The organism is Mesorhizobium sp. B2-4-2, assembly GCF_006442845.1.
In the GTDB taxonomy this organism is placed as follows: Bacteria; Pseudomonadota; Alphaproteobacteria; order Rhizobiales; family Rhizobiaceae; genus Mesorhizobium.
The window spans coordinates 32,337-56,651 of the sequence record NZ_VFVM01000004.1 but is presented as its reverse complement, the minus strand read 5'-3'; the positions used below and the strand labels follow the sequence as shown (position 1 = coordinate 56,651).

Annotated in this window: 24 protein-coding genes; 12 read left to right on the top strand and 12 right to left on the bottom strand. The window is 65.2% G+C overall.

From position 1 onward, the window contains the following. Window positions 1-78 precede the first annotated feature (78 nt). The 4 genes from FJ942_RS10450 to FJ942_RS10435 are packed head-to-tail and all read right to left on the bottom strand — an operon-like array spanning window position 79 to window position 4,532. Window positions 79-1,026: an ABC transporter permease gene (locus FJ942_RS10450; protein WP_140897656.1), complete on the bottom strand. Its 948-nt coding sequence runs from the start codon at window positions 1,024-1,026 to the stop codon at window positions 79-81. 3 nt (window positions 1,027-1,029) lie between these two features. Next, complete coding sequence (locus FJ942_RS10445) at window positions 1,030-2,004, bottom strand: ABC transporter permease (RefSeq protein WP_140625399.1); 975 nt, start codon at window positions 2,002-2,004, stop codon at window positions 1,030-1,032. 1 nt (window position 2,005) lies between these two features. Beyond that, window positions 2,006-3,469, bottom strand: a complete 1,464-nt coding sequence (locus FJ942_RS10440; RefSeq protein ID WP_140897654.1) for a sugar ABC transporter ATP-binding protein — start codon at window positions 3,467-3,469, stop codon at window positions 2,006-2,008. 49 nt (window positions 3,470-3,518) lie between these two features. After that, on the bottom strand, window positions 3,519-4,532 hold the full coding sequence (locus tag FJ942_RS10435; protein ID WP_140492600.1) for an ABC transporter substrate-binding protein: 1,014 nt from the start codon (window positions 4,530-4,532) through the stop codon (window positions 3,519-3,521). 208 nt (window positions 4,533-4,740) lie between these two features. Between FJ942_RS10435 and FJ942_RS10430 the strand changes: the two genes are divergently transcribed. From FJ942_RS10430 to FJ942_RS10410, 5 genes are all read left to right on the top strand, one after another. After that, the gene (locus FJ942_RS10430) at window positions 4,741-7,158 is read left to right on the top strand and encodes a glucan 1,4-alpha-glucosidase (RefSeq protein ID WP_140897652.1); all 2,418 of its coding nucleotides are present in this window, start codon (window positions 4,741-4,743) and stop codon (window positions 7,156-7,158) included. A 42-nt stretch (window positions 7,159-7,200) separates the two neighbouring features. Further along, the gene (gnd, locus tag FJ942_RS10425) at window positions 7,201-8,217 is read left to right on the top strand and encodes a phosphogluconate dehydrogenase (NAD(+)-dependent, decarboxylating) (RefSeq protein ID WP_140492606.1); all 1,017 of its coding nucleotides are present in this window, start codon (window positions 7,201-7,203) and stop codon (window positions 8,215-8,217) included. A 22-nt stretch (window positions 8,218-8,239) separates the two neighbouring features. Then, window positions 8,240-9,616: a glucose-6-phosphate dehydrogenase gene (gene zwf, locus FJ942_RS10420; RefSeq protein ID WP_140492609.1), complete on the top strand. Its 1,377-nt coding sequence runs from the start codon at window positions 8,240-8,242 to the stop codon at window positions 9,614-9,616. A gap of 16 nt (window positions 9,617-9,632) precedes the next feature. Then, window positions 9,633-10,337: an ROK family protein gene (locus tag FJ942_RS10415; RefSeq protein ID WP_140492612.1), complete on the top strand. Its 705-nt coding sequence runs from the start codon at window positions 9,633-9,635 to the stop codon at window positions 10,335-10,337. A gap of 216 nt (window positions 10,338-10,553) precedes the next feature. Then, a complete protein-coding gene (locus FJ942_RS10410) occupies window positions 10,554-11,015 on the top strand; it encodes a MucR family transcriptional regulator (RefSeq protein ID WP_140492615.1) in 462 nt (153 codons plus the stop codon). A 178-nt stretch (window positions 11,016-11,193) separates the two neighbouring features. On the opposite strand, the gene FJ942_RS10405 is transcribed toward FJ942_RS10410, so the two are convergent. Beyond that, a complete protein-coding gene (locus tag FJ942_RS10405) occupies window positions 11,194-11,601 on the bottom strand; it encodes a lysozyme inhibitor LprI family protein (protein WP_140492618.1) in 408 nt (135 codons plus the stop codon). Between the two features lie 34 nt (window positions 11,602-11,635). Next, the gene (locus tag FJ942_RS10400) at window positions 11,636-12,061 is read right to left on the bottom strand and encodes a hypothetical protein (RefSeq protein WP_140728666.1); all 426 of its coding nucleotides are present in this window, start codon (window positions 12,059-12,061) and stop codon (window positions 11,636-11,638) included. Window positions 12,062-12,954: 893 nt separating this feature from the next. Here FJ942_RS10400 and FJ942_RS10395 point away from each other — a divergent pair. Continuing rightward, on the top strand, window positions 12,955-14,193 hold the full coding sequence (locus tag FJ942_RS10395; protein WP_140580174.1) for an MFS transporter: 1,239 nt from the start codon (window positions 12,955-12,957) through the stop codon (window positions 14,191-14,193). An 85-nt stretch (window positions 14,194-14,278) separates the two neighbouring features. Beyond that, on the top strand, window positions 14,279-14,509 hold the full coding sequence (locus FJ942_RS10390) for a hypothetical protein (RefSeq protein ID WP_140897650.1): 231 nt from the start codon (window positions 14,279-14,281) through the stop codon (window positions 14,507-14,509). Window positions 14,510-14,530: 21 nt separating this feature from the next. On the opposite strand, the gene FJ942_RS10385 is transcribed toward FJ942_RS10390, so the two are convergent. From FJ942_RS10385 to hemC, 6 genes are all read right to left on the bottom strand, one after another. After that, window positions 14,531-15,259, bottom strand: coding sequence for a glutamine amidotransferase (locus FJ942_RS10385; RefSeq protein ID WP_140897648.1), 729 nt, complete (start codon window positions 15,257-15,259; stop codon window positions 14,531-14,533). 21 nt (window positions 15,260-15,280) lie between these two features. Beyond that, window positions 15,281-15,760 (bottom strand): TerB family tellurite resistance protein, encoded by a 480-nt coding sequence (locus FJ942_RS10380; protein ID WP_140492633.1) that lies wholly within the window; start codon window positions 15,758-15,760, stop codon window positions 15,281-15,283. A 36-nt stretch (window positions 15,761-15,796) separates the two neighbouring features. After that, on the bottom strand, window positions 15,797-17,398 hold the full coding sequence (locus tag FJ942_RS10375; RefSeq protein WP_140513961.1) for a heme biosynthesis protein HemY: 1,602 nt from the start codon (window positions 17,396-17,398) through the stop codon (window positions 15,797-15,799). Window positions 17,399-17,408: 10 nt separating this feature from the next. Next, a complete protein-coding gene (locus FJ942_RS10370) occupies window positions 17,409-18,890 on the bottom strand; it encodes a mitofilin family membrane protein (protein ID WP_140897646.1) in 1,482 nt (493 codons plus the stop codon). Window positions 18,891-18,979: 89 nt separating this feature from the next. Further along, entirely contained in the window at window positions 18,980-19,696 is a 717-nt protein-coding gene (locus FJ942_RS10365) for a uroporphyrinogen-III synthase (protein ID WP_140492642.1), read from the bottom strand. A gap of 2 nt (window positions 19,697-19,698) precedes the next feature. Next, complete coding sequence (gene hemC, locus FJ942_RS10360) at window positions 19,699-20,625, bottom strand: hydroxymethylbilane synthase (RefSeq protein WP_140897644.1); 927 nt, start codon at window positions 20,623-20,625, stop codon at window positions 19,699-19,701. Window positions 20,626-20,729: 104 nt separating this feature from the next. Between hemC and tsaD the strand changes: the two genes are divergently transcribed. From tsaD to FJ942_RS10335, 5 genes are read left to right on the top strand one after another with little or no spacing between them, the layout of a single operon-like run. Continuing rightward, window positions 20,730-21,815 (top strand): tRNA (adenosine(37)-N6)-threonylcarbamoyltransferase complex transferase subunit TsaD, encoded by a 1,086-nt coding sequence (gene tsaD, locus FJ942_RS10355; RefSeq protein WP_181167281.1) that lies wholly within the window; start codon window positions 20,730-20,732, stop codon window positions 21,813-21,815. After that, window positions 21,812-22,849 (top strand): NAD(P)H-dependent glycerol-3-phosphate dehydrogenase, encoded by a 1,038-nt coding sequence (locus FJ942_RS10350; RefSeq protein ID WP_246679755.1) that lies wholly within the window; start codon window positions 21,812-21,814, stop codon window positions 22,847-22,849. The genes tsaD and FJ942_RS10350 overlap by 4 nt, the downstream gene beginning before the upstream one ends. 23 nt (window positions 22,850-22,872) lie before the next feature. Then, window positions 22,873-23,169: a YciI-like protein gene (locus FJ942_RS10345; protein ID WP_140897642.1), complete on the top strand. Its 297-nt coding sequence runs from the start codon at window positions 22,873-22,875 to the stop codon at window positions 23,167-23,169. Window positions 23,170-23,197: 28 nt separating this feature from the next. Further along, window positions 23,198-23,623, top strand: coding sequence for an EVE domain-containing protein (locus FJ942_RS10340; RefSeq protein WP_140492656.1), 426 nt, complete (start codon window positions 23,198-23,200; stop codon window positions 23,621-23,623). Continuing rightward, a complete protein-coding gene (locus FJ942_RS10335; RefSeq protein WP_140897640.1) occupies window positions 23,620-24,291 on the top strand; it encodes a methyltransferase in 672 nt (223 codons plus the stop codon). The genes FJ942_RS10340 and FJ942_RS10335 overlap by 4 nt, the downstream gene beginning before the upstream one ends. Window positions 24,292-24,315: the final 24 nt, after the last annotated feature.

The following is a 24,315-nucleotide window of genomic DNA, read 5'->3' as shown; positions in this document are numbered from 1 at the left end:
TGTCGCACTGGCACAAGACTTGTCAGGACAGGCTGTAGGGCGGCACGCTGGCGAGTTGCGGTTGAAGTGAGGCGAATATCACCGCACCGCCTTCTCCCCGCCGGCCGCCGTGATCACGCCGACGATGATCAGCCCGGTCAAGAGCAGGCGCACGCCGGCGCTGACGCCGAATGTGTTGAGCATGGTCAAAAGCAGCACCAGGAACAGTGCTGCGCCCCAAACGCCGGGGACATTGGCCTTGCCGCCGGCCACCGAGGTGCCGCCGATGACCACCACGGCGATCGAAGCCAGCAAATACTCGTTGCCGATATCGACATTGGCGCCGCGGAAATAACCGGCGAGCAGCGCGCCGTCGATGCCGCCGAGTGCGCCCGACAGCGTGTAGGTGAGGAAACGGACGCGGCCGACATTGATGCCGGCGAGCCAGGCGGCGCGGATGTTCTGGCCTATCGCCAGCACCGAGCGACCATAGATCATGCGCTGCAAGGCGATGGCCGCACCGATGGTAAACAGCACGGTGAGAACCGCCAGCACCGGAATGCCGAGAACCTGCCGGTTGGCGAAATCGGCAAAGCCCGGCGGCGGCTTGATCTGCAATCCGCGCCCATAGCTAATGTCGACCGACTGGATGATGAAGCTCGCCGACAAAGTGGCGATGATCGGCGGTATTCGCAGCGCCCAGATCAGCAGATAGTTGACGGCACCGATCGCGGCACCACAGGCAAGCGCGGCCAGCAGCCCGACCACGATCATGGCATCGCTGCCGCCCATCACCTTCATGGCCACCGCGCTGGCGAGCCCGATATTGGCCGGTAGCGACAGGTCGACATTGCCCGGCCCAAGCGTGATGACGAACATCTGGCCGACGCCGACGATGACGGTGAACACCGCGAGCGAAAGGGCAGCGGTTACCATGCCGCCGGCGCCATAGCCGCCGGTGAAGGCGATCGTCGCCAGCCACACCACAAGCGCGCCGACGAACGACCAGATCCAGGGTTTGGCAGCCAGCGATCTAACCAGCGTCATCGCTCACCTCTCCTTGCGGCTGATCAGCACCCGCGCCGCCAGCACGATGATCAGGATGGCGCCATTGGCCGCCACCTGCCAGTCGGGCGGGATGTGCATGAAGGTGAGCAGCGGCGATGCCGCCAGCGCCAAGGTCAACGCGCCGATTACCGCGCCGATCGGCGACACGCGTCCGCCGACGAATTCGCCGCCGCCGAGGATGACGCCGGCGATCGAAAGCAGCGTGTAGCCATTGCCGATATTGGCATCGGCCGAAGTGGTGATGCCGATCAGCGCCATGCCGGACAGCACGCCGAACAGACCCGTCAGCGCGAACAACACGACCTTGGTCTTGAGCAGCGACCAGCCGGCACGTTTGAGCGCAGCCGGGTTGCCGCCCGAGCCGCGCAGGATCACGCCATAGGAGGTGCGCATCAGGCCGAAATGGACGATGAGGCCAATCAGCAGCGCCGCGATGATGGGGAAGGGCACAAAGGGCGGCTTGAACGCCATGATCGCCAGCAGCCAGTCCGGCGCCTTGCCGCCCGGCTTGGGCAGCACCAGGATGGCCAGCCCCTGCCAGACGAAACTCATGCCCAGCGTCACCACGATCGATGGCAAATTGCGCAGGTGGATCAGCGCGCCGAGCAGCGCATAGACGCCGATCGATCCGAGCAGGATGAGGACGCCGATGAGCGGTGCGTCCTTCAACCACGTCGCGGTGACGCAACCGACGAAACCGACAAAGGTGCCGATCGACAGGTCGAGCTCGTTGCCCGATATGACGAACATCTGCGCTATCGTCGCCAGCGCGATCGGGATCGCCAGGTTCAGCATCAGGCCGAAGCCGAAATAGCTGATGGCGCGCGGATTGAGCCAGGCGATAGCGAGCAGCACCAGCACCAGCGACAGCGCCGGCAGCAGCCCACGCAGTAGGCGGGCGCGTGCCGCTCCGCTCCCAAAGGTCTTCGAACCGTTTTGAACAGAGACGGCCGTCATCTCAGGCCGCGTCGCCGAAGGAGGACTGGATGATCTTTTCTTCCGTCAGCTCGTCGCGCGTCAGATTGGCGACGATGCGACCGTTCTTGAAGACATAGACATGGTCGCAATTGTCGAGTTCTTCCGTTTCCGTGGTGTACCAGAGGAAGGTGCGGCCTTTGCCGGCCTCCTCGCGCACGAGATCGTAAACCTCGAGCTTGGTGCCGATGTCGACGCCGCGCATCGGGTCGTCCATCAGCACGATCCCGGCATCGGAGCCGAGTGCCCGGGCGAACAAGGCCTTCTGCTGGTTGCCGCCCGACAGCGAAAAGATGTTGTTGTTCATATCCGGCGTGCGGATGCCGATCTTCTTTTGCCAGAACCCGGCCAGTTCGGCCTCGCGCCGAGGCGAGATCAACAGCCCGTTGCGCAGCCGAGCCAGCGAGCGGATGCCGATATTTTCAGCGATCGACCACTGCGGGAAGATGCCGTCCGCCTGGCGGTCGCCGGCCACAAGCGCCACCGGTGCGGTGACCTCGACGCCGGCCTTGGCGCGCGATGCCGCGGCGAAGATCGCCAGCAGCAGGTCGGTCTGGCCATGGCCGGCCAGGCCGGCAAGTCCGATGATCTCGCCGGCGCGGGCCACCAGCTCCTTGCCGTCCTGCTGCCGCGCCGGCCGTGCGCGCACGCGCAACGGGCCGGCCTCGGCTTTCCGGATTTCGGTGGCGGTCCTCCGATGTCCTTCGGCGCCGCCCATGGTGGCGACCAGCCTATCGCGGTCGAAGGCGTTCGCCGCGTCGGCGGCGACAACCTTGCCGTCGCGCATCACGACGATGCGATCGGCGTTCTGCAGCACTTCGCCCAGCACGTGGGAGATGAGAATGCAGCTGCCGCCCGACGCGACGAAGCGGCGCACGAAGGCAAGCAACTGCCCCGCCGTGTGCGCGTCGAGCGAGGACGTCGGCTCGTCGAGGATGACCAGGTGGAGCGGCTCGCGGGTCAGCGTGAACGCGCGCGCCACCTCCACCATCTGTCGCCGTCCGATTGAAAGGTCACCGGCGATGTCGGCCGCCGAAATGCCATGTTCGGGAAAGATTTCGTCCAGCTTGGCCGTGATCAGCTCGGCCGCCTTGCGCCGCCAGCCGAAGCCGGTGAGCGAGGCGTGGTTGATGCGCGTGTTCTCGGCGACGCTGAGATTGGGGCACAGCGACAATTCCTGGAACACGCAGCGTATGCCGAGCTGCTGTGCCCGCGACACCGAGTAGTTCTCCTCGGCCTCACCATGCACGCCGATCGTTCCGCTGTCGGGTGTCAGCGTGCCCGCCACCATGTGCATGAGCGTCGATTTGCCGGCGCCGTTGTGGCCGACGAGGCCGACGCACTCGCCGGGCCCGACAGTGAAGTCGACGCCGCCAAGCGCGCGAACGGCGCCGAAGTGTTTTTCGGCGCCGCTCAGTCTGATGATGTCCGCGTTCCCTTCAGGCATGCTCAACGATATCCGGTCGGCGATGCGCACGGCAACGCGTGTGCGATGTTCACTTGATGTTGGCTTTGATGGCCGCGATGGCGTCTTCCTGCGTATACTCGTGCGTGGCGACCCCGCCCTCCTTGATCTTCGGCAGAGCGGCCTCGAAATCGTCCTGAGTGAAGGCGAGATACGGCACCAGCAGGTCGTGGGGAATGTCCTTGCGGCCGTCGAGCACTTGCTGCGCCACCCAGAAGGCGAGCGTCGAGACACCGGGCGCGATCGAGGCCGACCAGGTCTGGTAGCCGTCCTTTTCCTTCTGTTCCTTCCACCATTTCAGCTCGTCCTGGCGGTTGCCCATGATGATGGTCGGGCGCGGCTTGCCGGCGGCGGCGAAGGCTTGCGCGGCGCCATAGCCGTCACCGCCCTGGTCGACGATGCCGACGATTTCGGGCAGCGAGGGCAGGATGGTCGCCACCGCCTTCTGCGCCGTCGTCTGGTCCCAGTCGCCGGTCACCGAGCCGACGATCTTGAACTCGGGATGGGCGGCCACGCCTTCGAGGATGCCGGCATGGATGGCGTCGTCGATCGAGGTGCCGGCGAGGCCACGGATCTCGAGCAGGTTGCCGCCCTTGGGCTGGAACTTGGCCATATGCTCGACTTCCTGCTTGCCCATGTCCTTATAGTCGACGACGACGCGGTAGGCGCAGGGTTCGGTGACGATGCCGTCGAAGGAAACGACCACGATGCCGGCGTCGCAGGCCTGCTTGATGGCACCGTTCAGCGCGTCGGGCGAGGCGGCGTTGATGACGATGGCGTCATAGCCCTGTAGAATCAGGTTTTGCACCTGGGCTGCCTGGGTCGGCACTTCCTTGTCGGCCGTCGTGAAGACATCGGCGGCCCCGACCACCTTGTCGGCCACCGCCTTCTTGGTGACGGCGTTGTAGCTGTCGAGCATCGCCTGCCGCCACGAATTGCCGGCGTAATTGTTGGAGAAAGCGATCTTCTTGCCGCTGGTGTCGGCAAACGCCGTACCGGCTGCGAGCACCGCTGCAAGGGTGCCCAGGACGAACAGTTTCTTCATGTCATACTCCTCCCGAGTTGCTGGTCTTGATGGCTGCTGGTGACTATCGCGCTTGCGTACCTGTTTTTTATCTATTGTCAGACAAAAGTGCAGAAGGCCGGCGAGCTGTCAACTGCAATCCATAAGATGCCGCTGATCACATTGCGGTGCGACGATTGAAAAGGCTTCGGTGGATGGGCTAGGCATGCCGGCAGGAGGCCGCAGACGCATGGCAGTGACGCCGATCGTTCCCCCGGGGGCTCCGGGAATTCCGGCGCGCTGGACGTCAAGCGCCAAGAGCGGCGTCGGCGCGGCGCTTTCGCCGTCGAGCCGCGTCTGGTTCACGGTCAGCCATGGCATCCTGAACGAGATCTACTATCCCGGTGTCGACAGTGCCTGCACCCGCGACCTCGGCCTGATTGTCACCGGCCCGAACGGATATTTCTCGGAAGAAAAACGTGATGCCGCGCATGGCATCGAACCGTTCGAAGAAGGCGTGCCAGCCTACAGGCTGGTCAACACCGCTGATGACGGCGCCTACCGGATCGAGAAGCGTATCCTGGCCGACCCTGCACGACCCACCTTGCTGCAGGAGATCACCTTCACGCCGCTCAAGGGCGCGCCGGGCGACTACCGCGTCCACGCCTTGCTGGCGCCGCATCTGGTCAATGCCGGCATGGGCAACACCGCCTGGGTCGGCGACCATGAGGGAGAGCCTGTGCTGTTCGCCTCGGGCCGCGGCACTTGCCTTGCGCTGGCCTCATCGCTGCCCTGGCGGAACGGCTCGGCCGGATATGTCGGCGTCTCCGACGGCTGGCAGCAACTGCGCAACACCGGTCGGCTCGATCCAGCCTTTCAGCAAGCCGAGGACGGCAATGTAGCGCTGACCGGCGAAATCGGGTTTTCCGCCAACAGCACCAAAACGGTACTGGCGCTGGGCTTCGGGGCGACGTCCGAAGAGGCCGCTCGAAATGCCTTCGCCAGCCTCAGGCAGGGTTTCGCGGCGGCGGCGACTTCCTACGCCGAACAATGGCGCGAATGGCAGGCTGGCCTGCTGCGGCTGGACCGCCGTGGCGCGTCCGGAGTGAACAGCTACAGGATCTCCACCGCCGTCCTGGCGACGCACCGGTCATCGCTCATGCCGGGCGCGGCGGTCGCCAGCCTGTCTATCCCATGGGGCTTCGACAAGGGCGACGACGATCTCGGCGGCTACCATCTGGTCTGGCCGCGCGATCTGGTCGAGACGGCGGGCGGCTTTCTCGCCGCCGGCGATGCCGCTTCGGCCCTGCAAACCCTCGACTATCTCTGCTCCATCCAGCAGCCGGATGGCCACTGGCCGCAGAACGCCTGGCTCGATGGGACAGCTTATTGGCCGGGCATCCAGATGGACGAATGCGCCTTTCCGCTGCTGCTGGCGGATGCGCTGCGGCGCCAGGGCCATTTGCCGCGCGCCAGGCTTTTGGCCTTCCTGCCAATGATCGAGCGCGCCGCAGCCTATGTCGTGCGCAATGGACCCGTCACCGGCGAGGACCGTTGGGAGGAGGATTCCGGTTACAGCCCGTTCACGCTCGCCGTTGAGATCGCGGCGCTGCTTGCCGCCGCGGATATGCTGGAGGCCTGCGGCAAGCAGGACGCAGCAAGCTATCTGCGCGAGACCGCCGACGGCTGGAACGACCAGGTCGAGCGCTGGACCTATGTCACCGGCACGGCAAGCTGCGAGGCGACCGGCGTCGCGGGTTACTATGTCCGCATCGCACCGCCCGACAGCGCCGAGGCCGGTTCGCCGAAGGACGGCTATGTGCCGATCAAAAACCGCCCGCCTGGCGATGCCGACCGGCCGGCGCAGGAAATCGTCAGCCCGGACGCATTTGCCCTGGTGCGCTTTGGCCTCAGGGCAGCCGACGATCCGCGCATCGTCGACACGGTCAAGGTCATCGACGCGCAGCTGCGCCGGCAACTGCCGCAGGGGCCGCTCTGGTATCGCTACACCGGCGACGGCTATGGCGAGCACGAGGACGGCGCGCCATTCGACGGCACCGGCCAGGGCCGCCCCTGGCCGTTGCTCGCCGGCGAACGGGCCCATTACGAGCTGGCGGCCGGACGCAAGGACAAGGCGACCTCGCTGCTGGCGGCAATGGAGGGCTCGTCCGGACCGGGCGGCCTGTTGCCGGAGCAGATCTGGGACGGCGCCGACCTCCCCGAGCGCGAACTGCTGCATGGCAAGCCCTCGGGCAGCGCCATGCCGCTGGTCTGGGCGCATTCCGAACATATCAAGCTGCTGCGCTCGCTGCGCGACGGCGCGGTGTTCGACATGCCGCCGCAAGGCGTCGAACGCTATATCGACAATAGGACCGTCTCGCCGTTCCGGACATGGCGCTTCAACAACAAGATCCGTTCCATGCCGGCCGGCAAGACAATGCGCGTCGAGCTTTTGGCGAAGGCAACCGTTCATTGGAGCGTCGACAATTGGGCGACCGTGCATGACAGCGCGACCAGCGAGAATGCCTTCGGCGTCCATGTTGCTGATCTGCCGGTAGCCGGCCTGCCCGAGGGGAGCACGCTGATCTTCACTTTTTTCTGGCCCGGCAGCGGCGATTGGGAGAATGTCGACTTCTCCGTCATCATTGGTGAACAGGACAGACTGTAGATCCTTCCCGGCAGATCCTCTTCAAGACACAAGGATGAGACCATGCAGATCGGAATGATGGGACTGGGCCGAATGGGCGCCAACATGGTCCGGCGCCTGATGCGTGACGGCCACGAATGCGTCGTCTACGACATCAACCCGGCAAGCGTCGCGGCCCTGGTCGGCGACGGCGCCTCGGGGGCTGCATCGATGGCGGAATTCGTCGGCAAGCTCGCCAAGCCGCGCTGCGTGTGGCTGATGCTGCCTGCGGCCATCACCGGCAAGATCGTCGATCAGGTGGCGGCGCTGATGGAACCCGGCGACATCATCATCGACGGCGGCAATTCCTACTATCACGACGACGTCGACCGGGCCGCCAAGCTCGCCGCCAAGGGCCTCAACTATGTCGATGTCGGCACCAGCGGCGGCGTCTGGGGCCTGGATCGCGGCTACTGCCTGATGATCGGCGGGCCCGATGACGCGGTCCGGCATCTCGATTCGGTCTTCGCCACGCTGGCGCCCGGCGCGGATGCCGGTGCGCCCGCTCCCGACAAGACGGCCGGCACGGCGCCCTTCGGCTATCTGCATTGTGGCCCGAGCGGCGCCGGCCACTTCGTCAAGATGGTCCATAACGGCATCGAGTACGGCGTCATGGCCGCCTATGCCGAAGGCATGAATATTCTCAAGGCCGGCAATGCCGGCAAGGTCAAGCGCGAGGCCGATGCCGAGACCAGCCCGTTGCAGAACCCCGAATACTACCAGTTTGACATCGACCTTGCCGAAGTGGCCGAGGTCTGGCGGCATGGCAGCGTCATCGGCTCGTGGCTGCTTGATCTCACCGCCGGCGCGTTGAAGAGCGATCCCGGCCTGACCCAGTTTGGCGGCCGGGTGTCCGATTCCGGCGAAGGCCGCTGGACCCTGAAAGCGGCCATCGACACCGGCGTGCCGGCGCCGGTGCTGTCCTCGGCCCTCTTCGACCGCTTCTCCTCGCAAGGCGAATCCGAATTCGCCGACAAGCTCTTGTCGGCCATGCGCTATGCATTCGGCGGCCATGTCGAAAAACCGAAGGCCGGCAAGTGACGGCGGCAGGGGAGACGCGCTCATGAGCCCGGAACGGTCCGATACGCTGGTGCTCTTCGGGGCGACCGGCGACCTCGCCCACAAGAAGATATTTCCTTCCCTCTATGCCATGGTCGCCAAGGGAACGCTTACCGAACCGGTGATCGGCGTCGCCTTCGACGCCTGGGATTTGAGGAAATTGCAGGACCGCGCGCGCGACGGCATCGTCAATACGCTCGGCAAGATCGACGAGAAGGTGTTCGCCAAGCTCGCTTCGCTGCTGCGCTATGTCAGCGGCGACTATCGCGACCCGGCCACGTTCGAGAAACTGAAGAGCGCGCTGGGCACCGCCCAGCGGCCGCTGCACTACATGGCGGTGCCGCCGACCATGTTCGAGACGGTGGTCCAGGGCCTGGAGCAATCGGGCACGGCGCGCGGCGCGCGGCTGATGGTGGAAAAGCCCTTCGGCCATGACCTGCAATCGGCGCGCTGGCTGAACCGAGTGCTGCATCTGGTGTTCGACGAACAGTCGATCTTCCGCATCGATCACTATCTCGGCAAGGAGGCGATCCAGAACCTGCTCTATTTCCGCTTCGCCAATTCCTTCCTGGAACCGATCTGGAACCGCAATTTCGTCGAGAGCGTGCAGATCACCATGGCCGAGGATTTCGGCATCGATGGGCGCGGCCGGTTCTATGACGAGGTCGGCTGCGTCAGGGACGTGATCGAGAACCATCTGCTCAACATCCTCCTGCTGCTGGCGATGGAACCGCCGGTCGGCCGTTCCGCCGACGACCTGATCGACGAGAAGGTGCAGGTGCTGCGCGCGATCCGCACCTTGACCAAGGACGATATCGTGCGTGGCCAATTCGACGGCTATCTCGCCGAGCCCGGCGTGGCGCCCAACTCGCCGGTCGAAACCTTCGCGGCGGTGCGCTTCCTCGTCGACACCTGGCGCTGGCGGGACGTGCCGTTCTTCATCCGCGCCGGCAAGAACATGCCGGTGCATGCCACGGAGGTGATCGTGCGGCTGAAGCGGCCGCCGCTCGATGTCTTCGACCCGATCAAGCCGAACGACGCCAACTATGTGCGCTTCCGCATCGACCCGCAGGTGGCGATCTCGATCGGCGCCCAGCGCAAGGCAGCGGGCGACGACATGGTCGGCGAACAGGTCGAACTGACGGCGCTCGACGACAGCAAGGGCGATATGCCGCCCTATGAACGGCTGATCGGCGATGCCATGAACGGCAATGGCCAGCTTTTTACCCGCCAGGACGCCAGCGAACTTGCCTGGCGCATCGTCGGGCCGGTCCTCGGCGACACCACGCCGCCGCATCTTTATGAACCGAAGACCTGGGGGCCGGCAGCCGCCATGAACGGCTTCGGGCCGCCGAACGGCTGGATCAATCCATCGAAATAGGCTGGGAGAGGGCAGCATGGCCAGGACGGCAAGGCCGAAAGCGGCGAGCGGCGATCCGATCGTGCTGTCGATCGACATAGGCGGCTCGCACGTCAAGATCCTCACCAGCTCAGGCGGTGCTGAGCGCCGCGCCGATTCCGGGCCGGACCTGAGGCCCCAGCAGATGATCGATGCGGTGAAGGCGCTGGCCGACGGACTGTCCTACGACGTCATCTCGATGGGCTATCCCGGCCCGGTGCATCACAACAGGCCCTTGTTCGATCCCGCCAATCTCGGCAAGGGCTGGGCCGGCTTCGACTTCGCCGCGCAGTTCGGCAAACCGGTCAAGGTGGTCAACGACGCGCTGATGCAGGCCATCGGCAGCTATGAAGGCGGTCGCATGCTGTTCCTGGGGTTGGGAACCGGCCTGGGTGCGGCGATGATCGTCGACAACGTCGCCCAACCGATGGAACTCGCCCATCTTCCCTATAAGAAGGGCAAGAGCTTCGAGGACTATGTCGGTGAGCGCGGCCTGATAAAACGCGGCAAGAAGAAATGGCGAAAATCCGTTTTCGACGTCGTCGACCGGCTGCGCGCCGCCATGCAGCCCGATTATGTCGTCATCGGCGGCGGCAATGTCGACAAGCTCGGCGATTTGCCCGCCGACAGCAGGCGCGGCGACAACACACGCGCCTTCGAAGGCGGATTTCGTCTGTGGCGAGACAAGGCCCTGATCGTCTGATAGTATTACAGTTCAGTATAGTTATTCAAAATAATGTGTGACGCGGGGCCAAGTCGTTGCATTGCGCAGATTTGCCGACTAGGAATTCCGGCGCACTACATCGCGACGAACCGCGAGGGACGTGCAAAGACGCCGCCGCACTTTAACTTTGCGCATCATCCCATCCGAAACTGTGCCGATTTCGGGCCCCATACGCCATAGACGGAGGAAAATAGATTGACCGACGACAGCAACGACGCTCGCAAGGATATCGACCTTCTCGAGCTGACCGCCCATATCGTGTCGGCTTACGTCGAGAAGAACCGCCTGCCCGCCTCCGGCCTGGCCGACCTCATCGCCAGCGTCAGCGCTTCGATCAGCGGGCTCGGCCAGCCGGCCGTACCCGTGGCGGCGCCGCTCGTGCCGGCGGTCAATCCCAAGAAGTCGGTGACGCCGGATTTCATCATCTGCCTGGAGGACGGCAAGAAGTTCAAATCGCTGAAGCGTCATCTGGGCGTGCATTTCGGCCTGACGCCGGACGCCTACCGCGCCAAATGGGGCTTGCCGTCGGACTATCCGATGGTCGCTCCCAATTACGCGGCCTCGCGTTCGGAACTGGCTAAGTCGATCGGTCTCGGCCGCAAGGCCGTCGCCCCGAAAGCGCCGGCCAGGGGCAGGAAAGCCAAGGTCTCGGCCTGAGCGCGCATTCCGGCGCTGAGCCAATGGTTTGATTGAGGCCTGCCGGCGGTCCGTCTTGGCAGGCTGCCCGATCTTACGCTCTTCCATGGCGAGCGCGCAATTGCAGGGCGGGCTCGATGCCATCTCCGGCGCGCTGAGGGAATGATTTTCCACCCCGTCTGCAGACTGGCAGGAAACCTCAGTTCGCTGCCGGAACGGAACAGCTCAGATCGCCTTCCTTGCAATTCAGGTAACCCTCGAAATCCTTGACCCGGGATTGCGTCAGGCCATCCATGCACATCGAGAGGAGCATGGGGACCACGCTGCCTCCGGCCGCTCCCGCGATCTGGAAATTGCACTCGGCGTCGCGGAACTTGATCCAATTCTGCTGCGCTTGGACAAGAAGCTTCTTGGTATCCGCGTCGTCCTTCAGGCGGGTTTCGATCTGCTTGTAAAGTTCGTTGAGCTTCTTGTCGGATTTCCTGAACGAAGCATCGGCGCATTGGTTCATGGTGGCCTGATCCTTGGCGTCGGCGCACTTGTCCTTGGCAAAAGCGAAAGCCGGCATGGCCAGAACTACGGCGGTGGTCAGAATTGCGGTTTTCATTGGTTCTCGTCCTCTTTGCAGGTGAGCGGCATCGTCATTCCGTAACGGTTTCGGCGAAGCACCTGGCCAGCTTTTCCGGCGCTCCGAGCTTCTTCGCCCAGGATACCAGTTCAGGCTTTTCCGATGGATCGGCATAGCCGCCCCAGACGTCACGAAACTGCTTCTTTCCGTCGACGGTCTGGAAGAACATCACGCCGTCATCGCTCACAGGCGTGGAGACATAAGCGGCGCTCCAGTTGCCGCTTTCCAAGATGGTGATGAACTTGGCGCGGGCGGGCTTGAACTTATTGTCCATCGCCGAAGCGACGAGCGGTGCATATTCCTGTTTGCGCGCCTTCGTCACTTCGACCTTGACGCCGTCGCAGGCATCGTTCGCGAAAGCAGATGTCGGTATCAACCCCGCCAGCCCGATCATGACGATTTTGGCGTGCCGTCGAACCAAGTCGCCGAATTCAGACATAGGTGGTTTTCCTCTTCCTTTGCGGAGTGTGGCTGTCAGTCGGAATCGTCGTCACCCGATGAATTGTCATCGTCAGGCGCATCGACCTGGCAGCCGATGCCATTGCACCCCTGATAGTTGCCCTGCGTATCGAAGCTTGGATTGCCGGGCTGTGGCCCATGCATTCGACGACTTTGCGGCCGGCCGTCGCAATTCCTCAAATCGAGGGGAGCGCTCCCAGCGGGAGCCGCCTTGGCGAATGTCCATTTCCCTCTCCATGCCTAGCGCCCATCCGCCCAAGCATGCCAACGATCCGCCGGCGCGGTTGATGTATCCATAGGTTGTAACCGATGTCCCCGGCTAGCAAGGAAAAATTGCCCGATCTTGAGTTCTGTTTTGAAAATGCTTAATAATCCAGTAAGCACCCTGCTTGATTTAGCAAGTACTTAAATGCAATGACAGAAAGGCGCCAGCAAAAAGATTGCTGATTACGCGTACGCTTTTCGCATTATTCCAACATGGAATGGTCTATTGTTCCAATTCACAAGGAACGACGATATATAAGGGTGAAGTTACGCTCGACATTATCGCCAAAACCCAATGTATCGGTAGGTTTCGGCCATGCCAGTGGGCAGGCCGAAAGAATGCTGCTCATCGATCGGCTTTCAAGGCTATCGCGTGCACGATGGGGAGACATGCGGTCTTCGAGACACCCGATAAGCTCTCCTGTCCCGCTGGGTCTTGGCGGGTGAGTTTCGTGTGCGTTCGATGGAACACGTCAGAAAATCCTTGATCCAGAACCTGTTTTTTGCGCGCGTCATACATCGAACTGGGCTAAAGGGTTCCCCGGCCGGACCAGCGTCCATCGTGGAAGTGCCCCGCCGGCCTCCATCCTTCTAACGGGGCCTCGTTCCATGACCTCCGAACAGATATCACCGGACCAGCGCTATGCCGCGTTCCGCCATCGCTCCTTCCTGAGCTATTGGGCGGCGCGCTTCCTCACCACATTCGCCACCATGATCGTGTCCGTCGCGGTCGGCTGGCAGATGTACGATCTGACCCGCGACCCGCTCGATCTCGGGCTTGTCGGCATCGTCCAGTTCCTGCCTGCGCTGCTCCTGGTGCTGGTCACAGGGGTCGTTGCCGACCGTTTCGGCCGCCGGCTGATCATGGCGCTGGCGGTGCTGCTCGAGGCGATCTGCGCGCTCGCGCTGCTCATCCTGACCCTGCGCGGCATCAGCGGCCCGCTGCCAATCTTCATCGTGCTCGCCATGTTCGGCATTGCCCGCGCCTTCTTCGGACCGGCCTCGTCGTCGCTGTTCGCCAATCTGGTGCCGCCCCGGGATTTCGCCAACGCCATCGCCTGGAACTCGTCGGCCTGGCAGACGGCGACCATCGTCGGGCCGGTCGCCGGCGGCCTGCTCTACGGCGTATCGGCCGAGGTGGCCTATGGCACGGCCACGGCGCTGATGCTCGTCGCCGGGCTGCTGATCTTCACCATACCGAGGCCGGCGCAGCGCAGCGAGACCGACAAGCCGACCATGCAGACCCTGTTCGCCGGCTTCGGTTACATCTGGGGCGAGAAGATCGTGCTTGGCGCCATCTCGCTCGATCTCTTCGCCGTGCTCCTGTCCGGCGCCTCGGCGCTGCTGCCGATCTATGCCCGCGACATATTGCAACTCGGTCCCTGGGGACTTGGTTTGCTGCGCTCGGCGCCAGGGGTGGGTGCCATCTGTGTCGCCATCTGGCTCGCTGGTCATCCTATCCGCAACCACGCGGGCCTGATCATGCTCGGCTTCGTGGCCGCGTTCGGCGCCTTTACGGTGCTGTTCGGCCTGTCGACCATCGCCTGGCTGTCGATCCTGGCATTGGCCTTCCTCGGCGCCACCGACATGTTCAGCGTCTACATCAGGGAAACCTTGATCCAGCTCTGGACCCCCGATCATGTCCGCGGCCGCGTCAACGCCGTCAATCAGGTCTTCGTCGGCGCCTCCAACGAGCTCGGCGAATTCCGCGCCGGCACCATGGCGGCGCTGATCGGCACGGTGCCGGCCGTCGTCATCGGCGGCGTCGGCGCCATCGCCGTTGCCGGCCTGTGGGCCTACCTGTTCCCGGCGCTCCGAAGGGTGCGGCACCTCAATGGACGAAATTGACGGGGCATCGAATTCAGGTCCACCGGTATCGGCGGGCTGCGAATCTGTGCTAAGCCGCCGCCCGACCAACCAAAGGACGATACCTGTGAGCGAACCGACCGTGGCCGAGGCAACCGAGAGTATCTATGTGTCGCTGCGGGCGGACAATGCCGATCTCGACGCCCATATCGCGACGCTTAAGGCAGCGCTGGCGCGAGAGGGGATAAAGCAGGCGGTGTTCGATCCCACCAAACTGGCGCAGAACAACCGCTCGGGCCGCAAATTGATGCAGGCTTATTTTCGCCAGCGGGGTGTGAGCGTGACGTTTTCGGACTAGCAGGCGTTAAACGACCCCCCATCAGGGGATGGTTGCGCCGCGACCGCGCCGTCGGCCGCCGAAAATCAGCACCAGGAACTCGTCCAGCCAGCGCTTGAGGTGCATGTCCCAGATCAGCCTGCCGCCGAGATGGTCGCGGCCGGGCTGGGCGCCCGGCAATTCGAAGCGGTGCGCGCCTCGCACCACCCAGCGCTGCATCATCACTCGGGTCAGTTCGCCATGGAACTGGATGCCCCAGGCATTTTCGCCGTAGCGAAAGGCCTGGTTGGGATAGGTCTCGTTCGTAGCCAGCAGTGTCGCGTCGCTGGGCAGCGAAAAACCTTCGCGGTGGAACTGATAGACCATTTCGGGCCAGTGCATCAGCTTTCTGCCGGCTTCGGTCGCCTTCAACGGATACCAGCCGATCTCGACCAGACCTTCGCCATGGCCCTCGACCTTGCCGCCGAGATGGTTGGCCAGCATCTGCGCACCAAGACAGATACCCAGCAGCGGTCGGTTCTCACGCAGCGGAACCTCAAGCCAGTCGGTCTCGCGGCGGACGAACTCGTCCTCGTCATTGGCGCTCATCGGCCCGCCGAACACCACGGCCCCGGCATGGCCGTCGAGCGTCTCTGGCAAGGCATCGCCAAGCGGCGGGCGGCGGATGTCGAGATCGAAGCCCTCTTCGAGAAGCATGTGGCCGACGCGCCCGGGGCTCGAATTCTCCTGATGCAGCACGATCAGAATTCTCGGCTTCGAACGCGGGGGCATCGGCGGCATCGGCGGATGGACCTATTCGTCGCTCGACGTTCCACGGGCCCCCGGCGCCGCGGCCGCCGCCTTGCGGCGCGCCTCGATGCGATCCTGGCGTTCGACGCCGATCAGCTCGGCAACGCGCCAGACCGTGTTGTCTTCCAACTCGTGCAGCTCGCCATCGGCATAGACGATCTCCCACATCAGGCCGATGAAAGCCTTGCGGCCTTCGGCATCGAGGTGGCGCTTCAGCACGCTGGTGAAGGCATAGAGGTCGATCGCCTCGTTGTCGGCGCGCTCGCCGGCGGCGGCCAGCGCGTCGAGCTCGTTGCCGCTGACCGAATAGGCCTGCGCCAGCACTGCCTTGAACCGTTCCCACTCGACGTCCTGGCGCACGCCGTCGGCGCTCATCACGTGGTAGAGCAGCGCCGAGGCTGCCACGCGCGGATCATCGGCGCTGGCGCGGGCGCCGGTGCCGGTCGGCAAATCCCTCAGAAACGACAAAACGCGTTCGAACATCGATCCATTCCCAAACGGCCGGGCCACCCAGCCAACTCAAAACAACCGGAACCGGCGCGGCGACTTTTCCGCCGCATCGTCCGGATCGACGCCGGGATCGTCCGGCAGGCGTGCCAGTTCCTGCGCCGGTTCGACGGCCTCGGCATCGGCGGGCACCGCGGCGAAAGCCTGCGCCGTCACCGGCCTGACGTGGTCCTGATCGTTCTCGGCCTGCTTGCCGGCCGTCTCGCCGCCCGGGCCAGCGTGATCGATCACCTCGACCGACTCTTCCTGCGCCGGCCTGCCCGGCGCCTCGATCGCCACCGCCGGGGCGTCCGGCGCATCGTCACGGCTGTCGATCAGCTGGCCGAGACGCTCCATCGGGGCGCGCCACTCGAAGGCGTCAAGCCGGCCGGTGACCGGCGATACCGGCGCCCAGCGCTCCGAGACGACGCCGTCGGCGACCCAGGCCGGGTCGCGCGGCGCCCGCACCGCCTTGGACAAGAGCTGTCGCACCTTGCCTTGGTCGCCCGTCTCGGCTTCTTCGATGTCGGCCAAAAGCAGATAGGCGCCCTCGCGGCGGTCCATCCGGATCGCCGCCTCGGCTTCGCGGCGGGCAGTCGCAAAATCCTGTGCATCGAGCGCGGCGCGCGCCACCGTCATCGAGGATTCGGCGTGGTTCTTCTTCATCTCCTGCAATTTCCTCGCCCGGTTGAGGCGATCGAGCACGGCGTCACCCGGCCTGGCATGGGTATAGAGCTCCGCTATCTCCGGATGCGGTTCGGCCCTCCAGGCTGTCTCGAGGATCTTCGAGCCCTTGCGCACGTCGTTCTGGCGAAACAGCAGCGTCGCAGCCGCGACTGCGGCCGGCGCGAACTCCGGCTGCAGCCGATTGGCCTCTATCGCCGCCGTGCGGGCAGCTGCGGGATCGCTGTCGGCGAGTGACTGCGCCTTGGCGGTCAACAGCACGGCGCGTCGGCGGTTGGCGGCGTCACGTTCGATCTGGCGGGTCGCCTTCTGCGCCTCGACCAGCTTCAGCGCGCCGTCCCAGTCGCCGCGCCCGGTCAGCTCTTCAAGCGTCGATTCGGCCGCCCAGGCCAGTTGCGGCGCCATGCCGGCGGCGCGCCCAGCATAGTGCCTGGCGGCATTGCGGTCCCCCAGGCGCTCGGCTTCGAGATAAAGCCCGCGCAGGCCGAGCAGCCGCATTTCGGGATCGTCGAGCATGCTCTCGAATTTCTGGCGCGCGCCTTCGTGGTCGCCTTCGAGCAGCGAAGCCTGGGCCTCGAGCAGATGGATCAATGGCTCCTGGTCGGAGCGGATCAGCTTGGCCGCTTCCTTGGTCTTCTTGCGGGCCAGCGCGCCGTCGCCGGCGCCGGCGGCGATCATGCCGGTCGACAGCGCCTGATAGCCGCGGTCGCGGCGCCGCACCCGGAAATAGCGCGAAATGGTGTAGGGGCTGTTCCAGACCGACTTGATCAGCCACCACAGGATCATCACCGCCGCGACGACGGCGACCACCGCCACCGCCGCCACCATCAGGCTGACCTGATACTGGTAGCCGTTGAAGGTGATGACCATGTCGCCCGGCCGGTCCGCCAGCCAGGCAAAGCCTAGGCCCAGCGCGAAGACGACGGCGAGGAAGAGCAGGATTCGGATCATCGCCAGTTCCTCACGCCTTCATCGCGCCTGATATCAGCGCATCGATCAGCGTCTCGACCTCGATGCGTGCCTTCAGCTTGCCGGCAAAATCGGCGCCGGCCGCCTTTGCAGGCGCGGGCAGCGTCTCATATTCTGTGAGCGCCTTGGCATAGTCGCCCTGATTGACCGCCACCTCCATGCGCGCAATGGTTTCCGGCGCGCCGGCGCCCTGGACAGCGCCGATCGGCCGGACCTTGACCAGCGATTCGGCGCTCGACAGAAGGTTCTGCAGCAGCCCGGCATTTTCGTCGACCGGCGTGGCCGCCGCGACCATGGCGTTGGCGGCGGCATCCATCTGCGATGCGATCTCGGTGCGGGTCTGGACGCCCTTTTGCGCGTAGGCGCGCAGAGCCGCAAGCTGCGGCGCGTCCGGCGCGATCGCGGCCAAGGTCTCGAGTTCGGCACCGAACGGCGCGCCACGGTCGAGCGCCGCCTTCAGTGCCGAAGCGGCGATGGCGAGCGCGACCTTCGGCTGTCCGGCCTGCGCCTCGACCTTGCCGGAAAGCTGCGCCACCGACTGCTCCAGCGCGGTGAGCCGGCCGTCCTGCTTCGCCGCCGCCTCGCCGGCCGATTTGACCAGCGCATCGAGGCCAGCCAGCCTTTCATTGAGCGGGCCGAGATCGACTGGAGCCGGGTTGCCGGCCTTGCCTAGCGCCGCAACCGCCGTCTCGATCTGCCTGACCTTGTCGCCAAGCGCGGCCAGCCCGGCATTGTCGCCCGCTCCGCCTTGCTCGACCGCCGATTTGAGCGCTGCGACATCCGTCCTGACCTGATCCAACGCCGCGGACAACCCGTCGACCTTGGCCGACGCACCGCCGTCGCCAGCTTGCCTCAGATCCGCGATCTCGGTTCTGAGCGCGCCGATTTCGCCGTTGACGCCTTCGAGCGAGACGCTGGGAGCGGACCCCGGCGCGCCGAGCAGGCCGGCGAACTGCAATCCGCCGGCGCCGACCAGTGCGATGACACCGCCGATGATGCCGGCCGCGATGCCGTTGACCCGCTTCGGCGGTGGCGGTGCGGATGCGGTTTTCCCGTTCCCCGCCGAGGCGCCGGTCACCCGCCCGGCCGGTTCAGGTTCGGCGCGCTTCGCCGAAGCGTCCTCGAAACTGTAGTCGAAGGCGCCGGCCTTGCCAGCGGCGTCCTCCGGGGAACCGGGGTAGGCTGCCGCCGGTTCGTCCGCCTTGGCGGCGCTTTCCGCGGATCGTTCCGATCGGGGCGCTGTCGCCTCGGCGTGCTCCCAGGGTTCTAGATCGGTCTGGTCGGCGTGCACAGGCTCTTCGGGCGCCTCCGGCTGCGAGGCGTTCGCGGCTTCCTCCGCCTTGGCCTCATCGGTTTGCGCCCCGGCCCTGGCGGCATTCTCGTCGGCGATGCGGGAAACGGCGCCGGGCTCAAGTTCGATGGTCACCGGCTCGCGGCGGCTTTTCGAATGTCGCATCTTCGGCGTCTTCACCATGCTTGGGCTCCGCAAATTCGCTTGGGGATGGTTCAAAGAGGGTCTAGCACATCACCAAGCGGTGAAAAGGGGCGGTGTGATGACGCGGCTCAGGACCCGGGCCGCAAAAGCGAAAGCAGCGCACCCTCGTCGGGCCGCGCGGCTATGTGGATGCGGTCGCCAGCGACGTCGCCAAGGACGGCGGCGATGCGATGCGACAGGGCAAAAACCCGCGTCTTGTCAAAGGCTTCATGCAGCGCAGGCCGCCTGACCAGGGCCTGCAGCGCGGTAGCCGCCCTGGCGGAATAGAGCAGCACCGCATCCGCGGTTTGCCCCGACAGACGGGCAAGCACGGCCTCGTCCGAATAGGTCACGGCGAGCGTGTCGTATGTCTCGACGGGGCGGACCCCGACGTCGGCAGCTTGCAGCCGCTGCTCGAATGCCGGGAAGCGCACGCGTCCGCAGAGATAGACAATGGTCTTGCCCTGGAATTCGCCGGCAAGACTGCCAGCAAGACCTTCGGCATTGCCGGGACCTTCGCTGACGGACAAAAATCCTGCTTCACGCGCGGCTTGCGCGGTCCTCTTGCCGACGGCATGGCAAGGCAAGTCCGAAAGCCGGGCGACGACCTCCTTAGGCGCAAAGCGCACGCCATTGGCGCTGGTCACCGCAACGGCCACGGCATTGCCGATGACGAGGTCCGTATCGATCGGCAAGGCCACCGTCTCGGTCAGCGGCAAAAGCAGCGGTAGAAACCCCATGTCCTTGAGCATTCGCGCGGTGCGGGAGGCGCCCGGTTGAGGCCGCGTCACCAGAACGCGCTGCACCGTCAGGCCCAGCCGTCGAAGAATGTCTCGCCGGCCCTGGCCCGCACCGTCCTTGCCGCCTCTTCACCGATGCGGGCGGCATCCAGCGCCAGGCCTTTCATCTCGACCATGTGCGACTGCGTGCCATCAGGCGAGATGATCAATCCCGCGAAAGAAAGGTCCGCGCCGTCTATCACGGCATGACCGGCAATCGGCGTGCGGCAGGAGCCGTCGAGGGCCGCCAGGAAAGCGCGCTCGCAAGCCAGCGCCTGTCCGGTCGGCAGGTCGTGGATGGCCGCCAGCATCTGTTCGACGTCGCCATCGCCTATGCGGGTTTCGATGCCGATCGCGCCTTGGCCCGGCGCCGGCGGAAAGATGTCGAGCGGGATCAGATCGGTGACCACGTGGCCGAGCCCGAGCCGCTTCAGCCCGGCATGGGCGAGGATGGTGCCGGCGGCAACGCCTTCATCGAGCTTGCGCAGCCGCGTCTGCACATTGCCACGAAACATCACCACGTCGAGATCCGGCCGCATGCGGCGGATCAGCGCCTGCCGCCTGAGCGACGACGAGCCGACTTTGGCGCCACGCGGCAGGTCTGCAATCGTCTTAGCCGCCTTGCCGACGAAAGCATCGCGCGCGTCCTCGCGCGGCAGGAAAGCAGACAGCTCCAGCCCATCGGGCAAGTGCGTCGGCATGTCCTTCGAGGAATGCACGGCAATGTCGATCGCGCGGGCGAGCAGCGCCTCCTCGATCTCCTTGGTGAACAGGCCCTTGCCGCCAGCTTCCGACAGCGGCCGGTCCTGGATGCGGTCGCCGGTGGTCGAGATGACGACGATTTCGAACGCTTCTTGCGGCAAACCATGCGCCGCCATAAGCCGCGCCTGGGTTTCCTGCGCCTGCGCCAGCGCCAGCGGGCTGCCGCGTGTTCCGATCTTCAAGATTGTTTGCATGGCGCGCGGTCCGTGATAACCCCCGGCAGACGAAGTCGCCTTTTCCGGGCGTCTCCTACCGGGGAATGCCCCGATACACAATCCTTGGGGACAGCGACCAATTGATCCGCGTTCTGGGCATTGAAACGAGTTGTGACGAGACCGCCGCCAGCGTCGTGGCGTTGGAGGGCGATGCCGCGCCCAAAATCCTGTCCAATATCGTGCTGTCGCAGATCGAGGAGCATGCCGCCTTCGGCGGGGTTGTGCCGGAGATCGCCGCGCGCGCCCATGTCGAGGCCCTGGACGGCATTGTCGAGGCAGCCCTTGCCGATTCGGGCGTGGCGCTGGCCGACATCGACGCCATCGCCGCGACCGCAGGTCCGGGCCTCGTCGGGGGCCTCATCGTCGGGCTGATGACGGCCAAGGCGATCGCGGCCGCAACCGGCAAGCCGCTGATCGCCGTCAACCATCTCGAAGGCCATGCCTTGACGGCGCGGCTGACCGATGGGCTCGACTTTCCCTATCTCCTGCTGCTGGTCTCCGGCGGCCACACACAGATCCTGGCCGTGCGTGGCGTCGGCGACTACCAGCGCTGGGCGACGACCATCGACGACGCGCTCGGCGAAGCATTCGACAAGACGGCCAAGATGCTTGGCCTGCCCTATCCCGGCGGTCCCAATGTCGAGAAGGCGGCGGCATCGGGCGATGCGGGTCGTTTTGCCTTCCCGCGTCCGATGAAGGGATCGGCGCAGCCCGATTTTTCGTTCTCCGGCCTGAAGACCGCCGTGCGCCAGGCGGCGAGCGCTATCGAGCCCTTGAGCGACCGGGACGTCGCCGACATCTGCGCGTCCTTCCAAGCGGCGGTGGCCGACGCGCTGGGCGACCGTGTCTCGCGCGCGCTCGCCCGGTTCCGCCGGGAATTCCCCGACACGGCCGCGCCGGCGCTGGTCGTCGCCGGCGGCGTCGCCGCCAACCATACGATCAAGGCGACGCTGGAACGGCTGTGCGCCGAGGCGCGCTTCGCCTTCGTCGCGCCACCGCTGAAACTTTGCACCGACAATGCGGCAATGATCGCCTGGGCCGGCATCGAGCGGATGCGCGAAGGCCTGGCGCAAGAAAACGGCTTCGATTTCGTGCCGCGCTCGCGCTGGCCGCTGGACAGCATCTCCGCGCCGATGATCGGCTCGGGCCGGCGCGGGGCCAAGGCATGAACAAGGAGGGCATGAGCAAGGAGGGCATGAGCGGCATCGAGATCGCGCCAACCGGCTGGCGCGTTGCCGTGCTCGGTGGCGGGGCCTGGGGTACCGCTCTGGCGCTGGCCATGCTGCGCGCCGGCCATTTCGTCCGCCTTTATGCGCGCGACCCGGAGACCGTCGCCGCGATCGATCACGGCGAAAATCGACGCTATCTACCTGGCATCGCGCTCCAGGCCGGCATCGTGGCGACGAGCAACATCCAAGCCGCGCTCGACGGTGCCGATTGCGTGCTGGCGGTGACGCCGGCGCAATCGTTGCGGGCGATGCTTGCTCACGCCAACGGCCATATGCCGGCCGGCGTCCCGCTGGTGCTATGCGCCAAGGGCATCGAGCGCGATACCGGCGCCTTGCTGTCGGCGATCGTCGGGGAAATCCTGCCTGGGAATCCGGTCGCCGCTCTGTCCGGTCCGAGCTTCGCCACGGACGTTGCCCGGGGCTTGCCGACGGCGGTGGTGGTTGCCGCCCGGGACGAGGCGCTGGCGGCCAAGCTTGCCGCGCGCTTCTCGGCGGAAAATCTGCGCTGCTATTCGAATGATGATTTGATCGGCGTCGAGATCGGCGGCGCCTTGAAGAACGTCTTCGCCATCGCCGCGGGTGCCGTCACTGGCGCCGGGCTTGGCGCCAGTGCCCAGGCCGCCATGGTGACGCGCGGCTTCGTCGAACTGCGCCGCATCGGTGCCGCCTTCGGCGCCAGGCCCGAGACGTTGATGGGGCTTTCCGGCCTTGGCGACCTGCTGCTCACCTGCTCGTCCATGCAATCGCGCAACTTTGCCTACGGATTGGCGCTCGGCCAGGGCAAGCCGCTTGATGGGCTGCCGCTGGCGGAAGGCGTGCCGACGGCGGCGATCGCCGCCCGCATCGCCACCGAGCGCGGCATCGACGCGCCTATCATCGCCGCCGTCGCCGCCATACTGGACGGCACCATCACCATCCGGCAGGCTGTGGCGGCCTTGATGACCCGGCCGCTGAAGACCGAAACCGACGATTGATTCCAGCATCAGGAGACAGAGACATGTTGTTCGCGTTGATTTGCAAGGACAAGCCCGGAAGCACGCAAGTGCGCATCGATACGCGGCCGGAGCACCTCGCTTTTCTCGAAGGGCTGAACAGCGACAAGAAGCTGGCCTTCGCCGGTCCGTTCCTCGACGCCGACGGCAAGTCCAACGGCAGCCTCGTCGTCGTCGAAGCGCCTGACATGGCAGGCGCGCAGGCGCTGTCGGCCGCCGATCCCTATGCCAAGGCGGGACTGTTCGAAAGCGTCGAGGTCCGCCAGTGGAACTGGACCTTCAACAAGCCGGCGGTTAATTAATCGGCACAAGGCTGGAGGAGCAATACGAATGAACTACTGGTTGTTCAAATCCGAACCCTCGGTGTTCTCCTTCGAGGCGTTGAAGGCCAAGGGGAAGGCAGGCACGCAATGGGACGGCGTGCGCAACTATGCGGCGCGCAACAACATGAAGGCCATGCAGATCGGTGATCTCGGCTTCTTCTACCACTCCAACGAGGGGCTGAACGTGGTCGGCATCGCCGAAGTGTGCGCACTGGCTCATCCCGACACCACATCGGACGATCCGCGCTGGGAATGCGTCGACATCCGCGCCTTCAAGGATGTGCCGAACCCGCCGACGCTGGAGCAGGTCAAGGCCAATCCCAAGCTCGCCGACATGGCGCTGGTGCGGCTCGGACGGCTTTCCGTGCAGCCGGTGACGCCGGCCGAATGGAAGGAAGTCTGCCGCATGGGTGGCCTGACGCCGGCTCCGTGACGGTTCTCACGAGCCATAGCGCGGAACGCTTCATCCTCGACAATACGGCGCTGATGGCGCCGCCGCATGTGCCGGAGATTGCGCTGTATCTTGCCGACGAGGCGCATGATCTGTGGCAGCGGACGGAGGACGAGCTGGTCGAGATCGGGCTGCCGCCGCCTTTCTGGGCCTTTGCCTGGGCCGGCGGCCAGGGGCTTGCCCGCCATATCATCGACAACCCGGCCATGGTGCGGGGCAAGCGCGTGCTCGACTTCGCCTCCGGCTCCGGTCTCGTCGCCATCGCCGCAGCAAAAGCCGGCGCGGCAGGGGTGACCGCCGCCGACATCGACCCGTTCTGCGCCACGGCGGTCCGCCTCAATGCGCAAGCCAATGGCGTCGCCGTCGAATTCGTCCAGGATGACTGCGTCGGAACGGATGCGGACTGGGACGTGGTTCTTGCCGGCGATGTCTTCTACGACAAGCCGTTCGCAGACCGGCTGACGCCCTGGTTCGCGGCTCTGAAGCGGCGCGGCGCCGATATCCTGATCGGCGATCCCGGCCGCTCCTATCTGCCGCGGTCGGGGCTGGAACCGCTTGGCGTCTACCAGGTGCCGGTGACGCGGGCGCTCGAGGATGCCGAAATAAAACGCACCACCGTCTGGCGGTGGAGCATCGCGCGCCCGGCTTGACGCCGCCACTGAACAGGCGTTTCC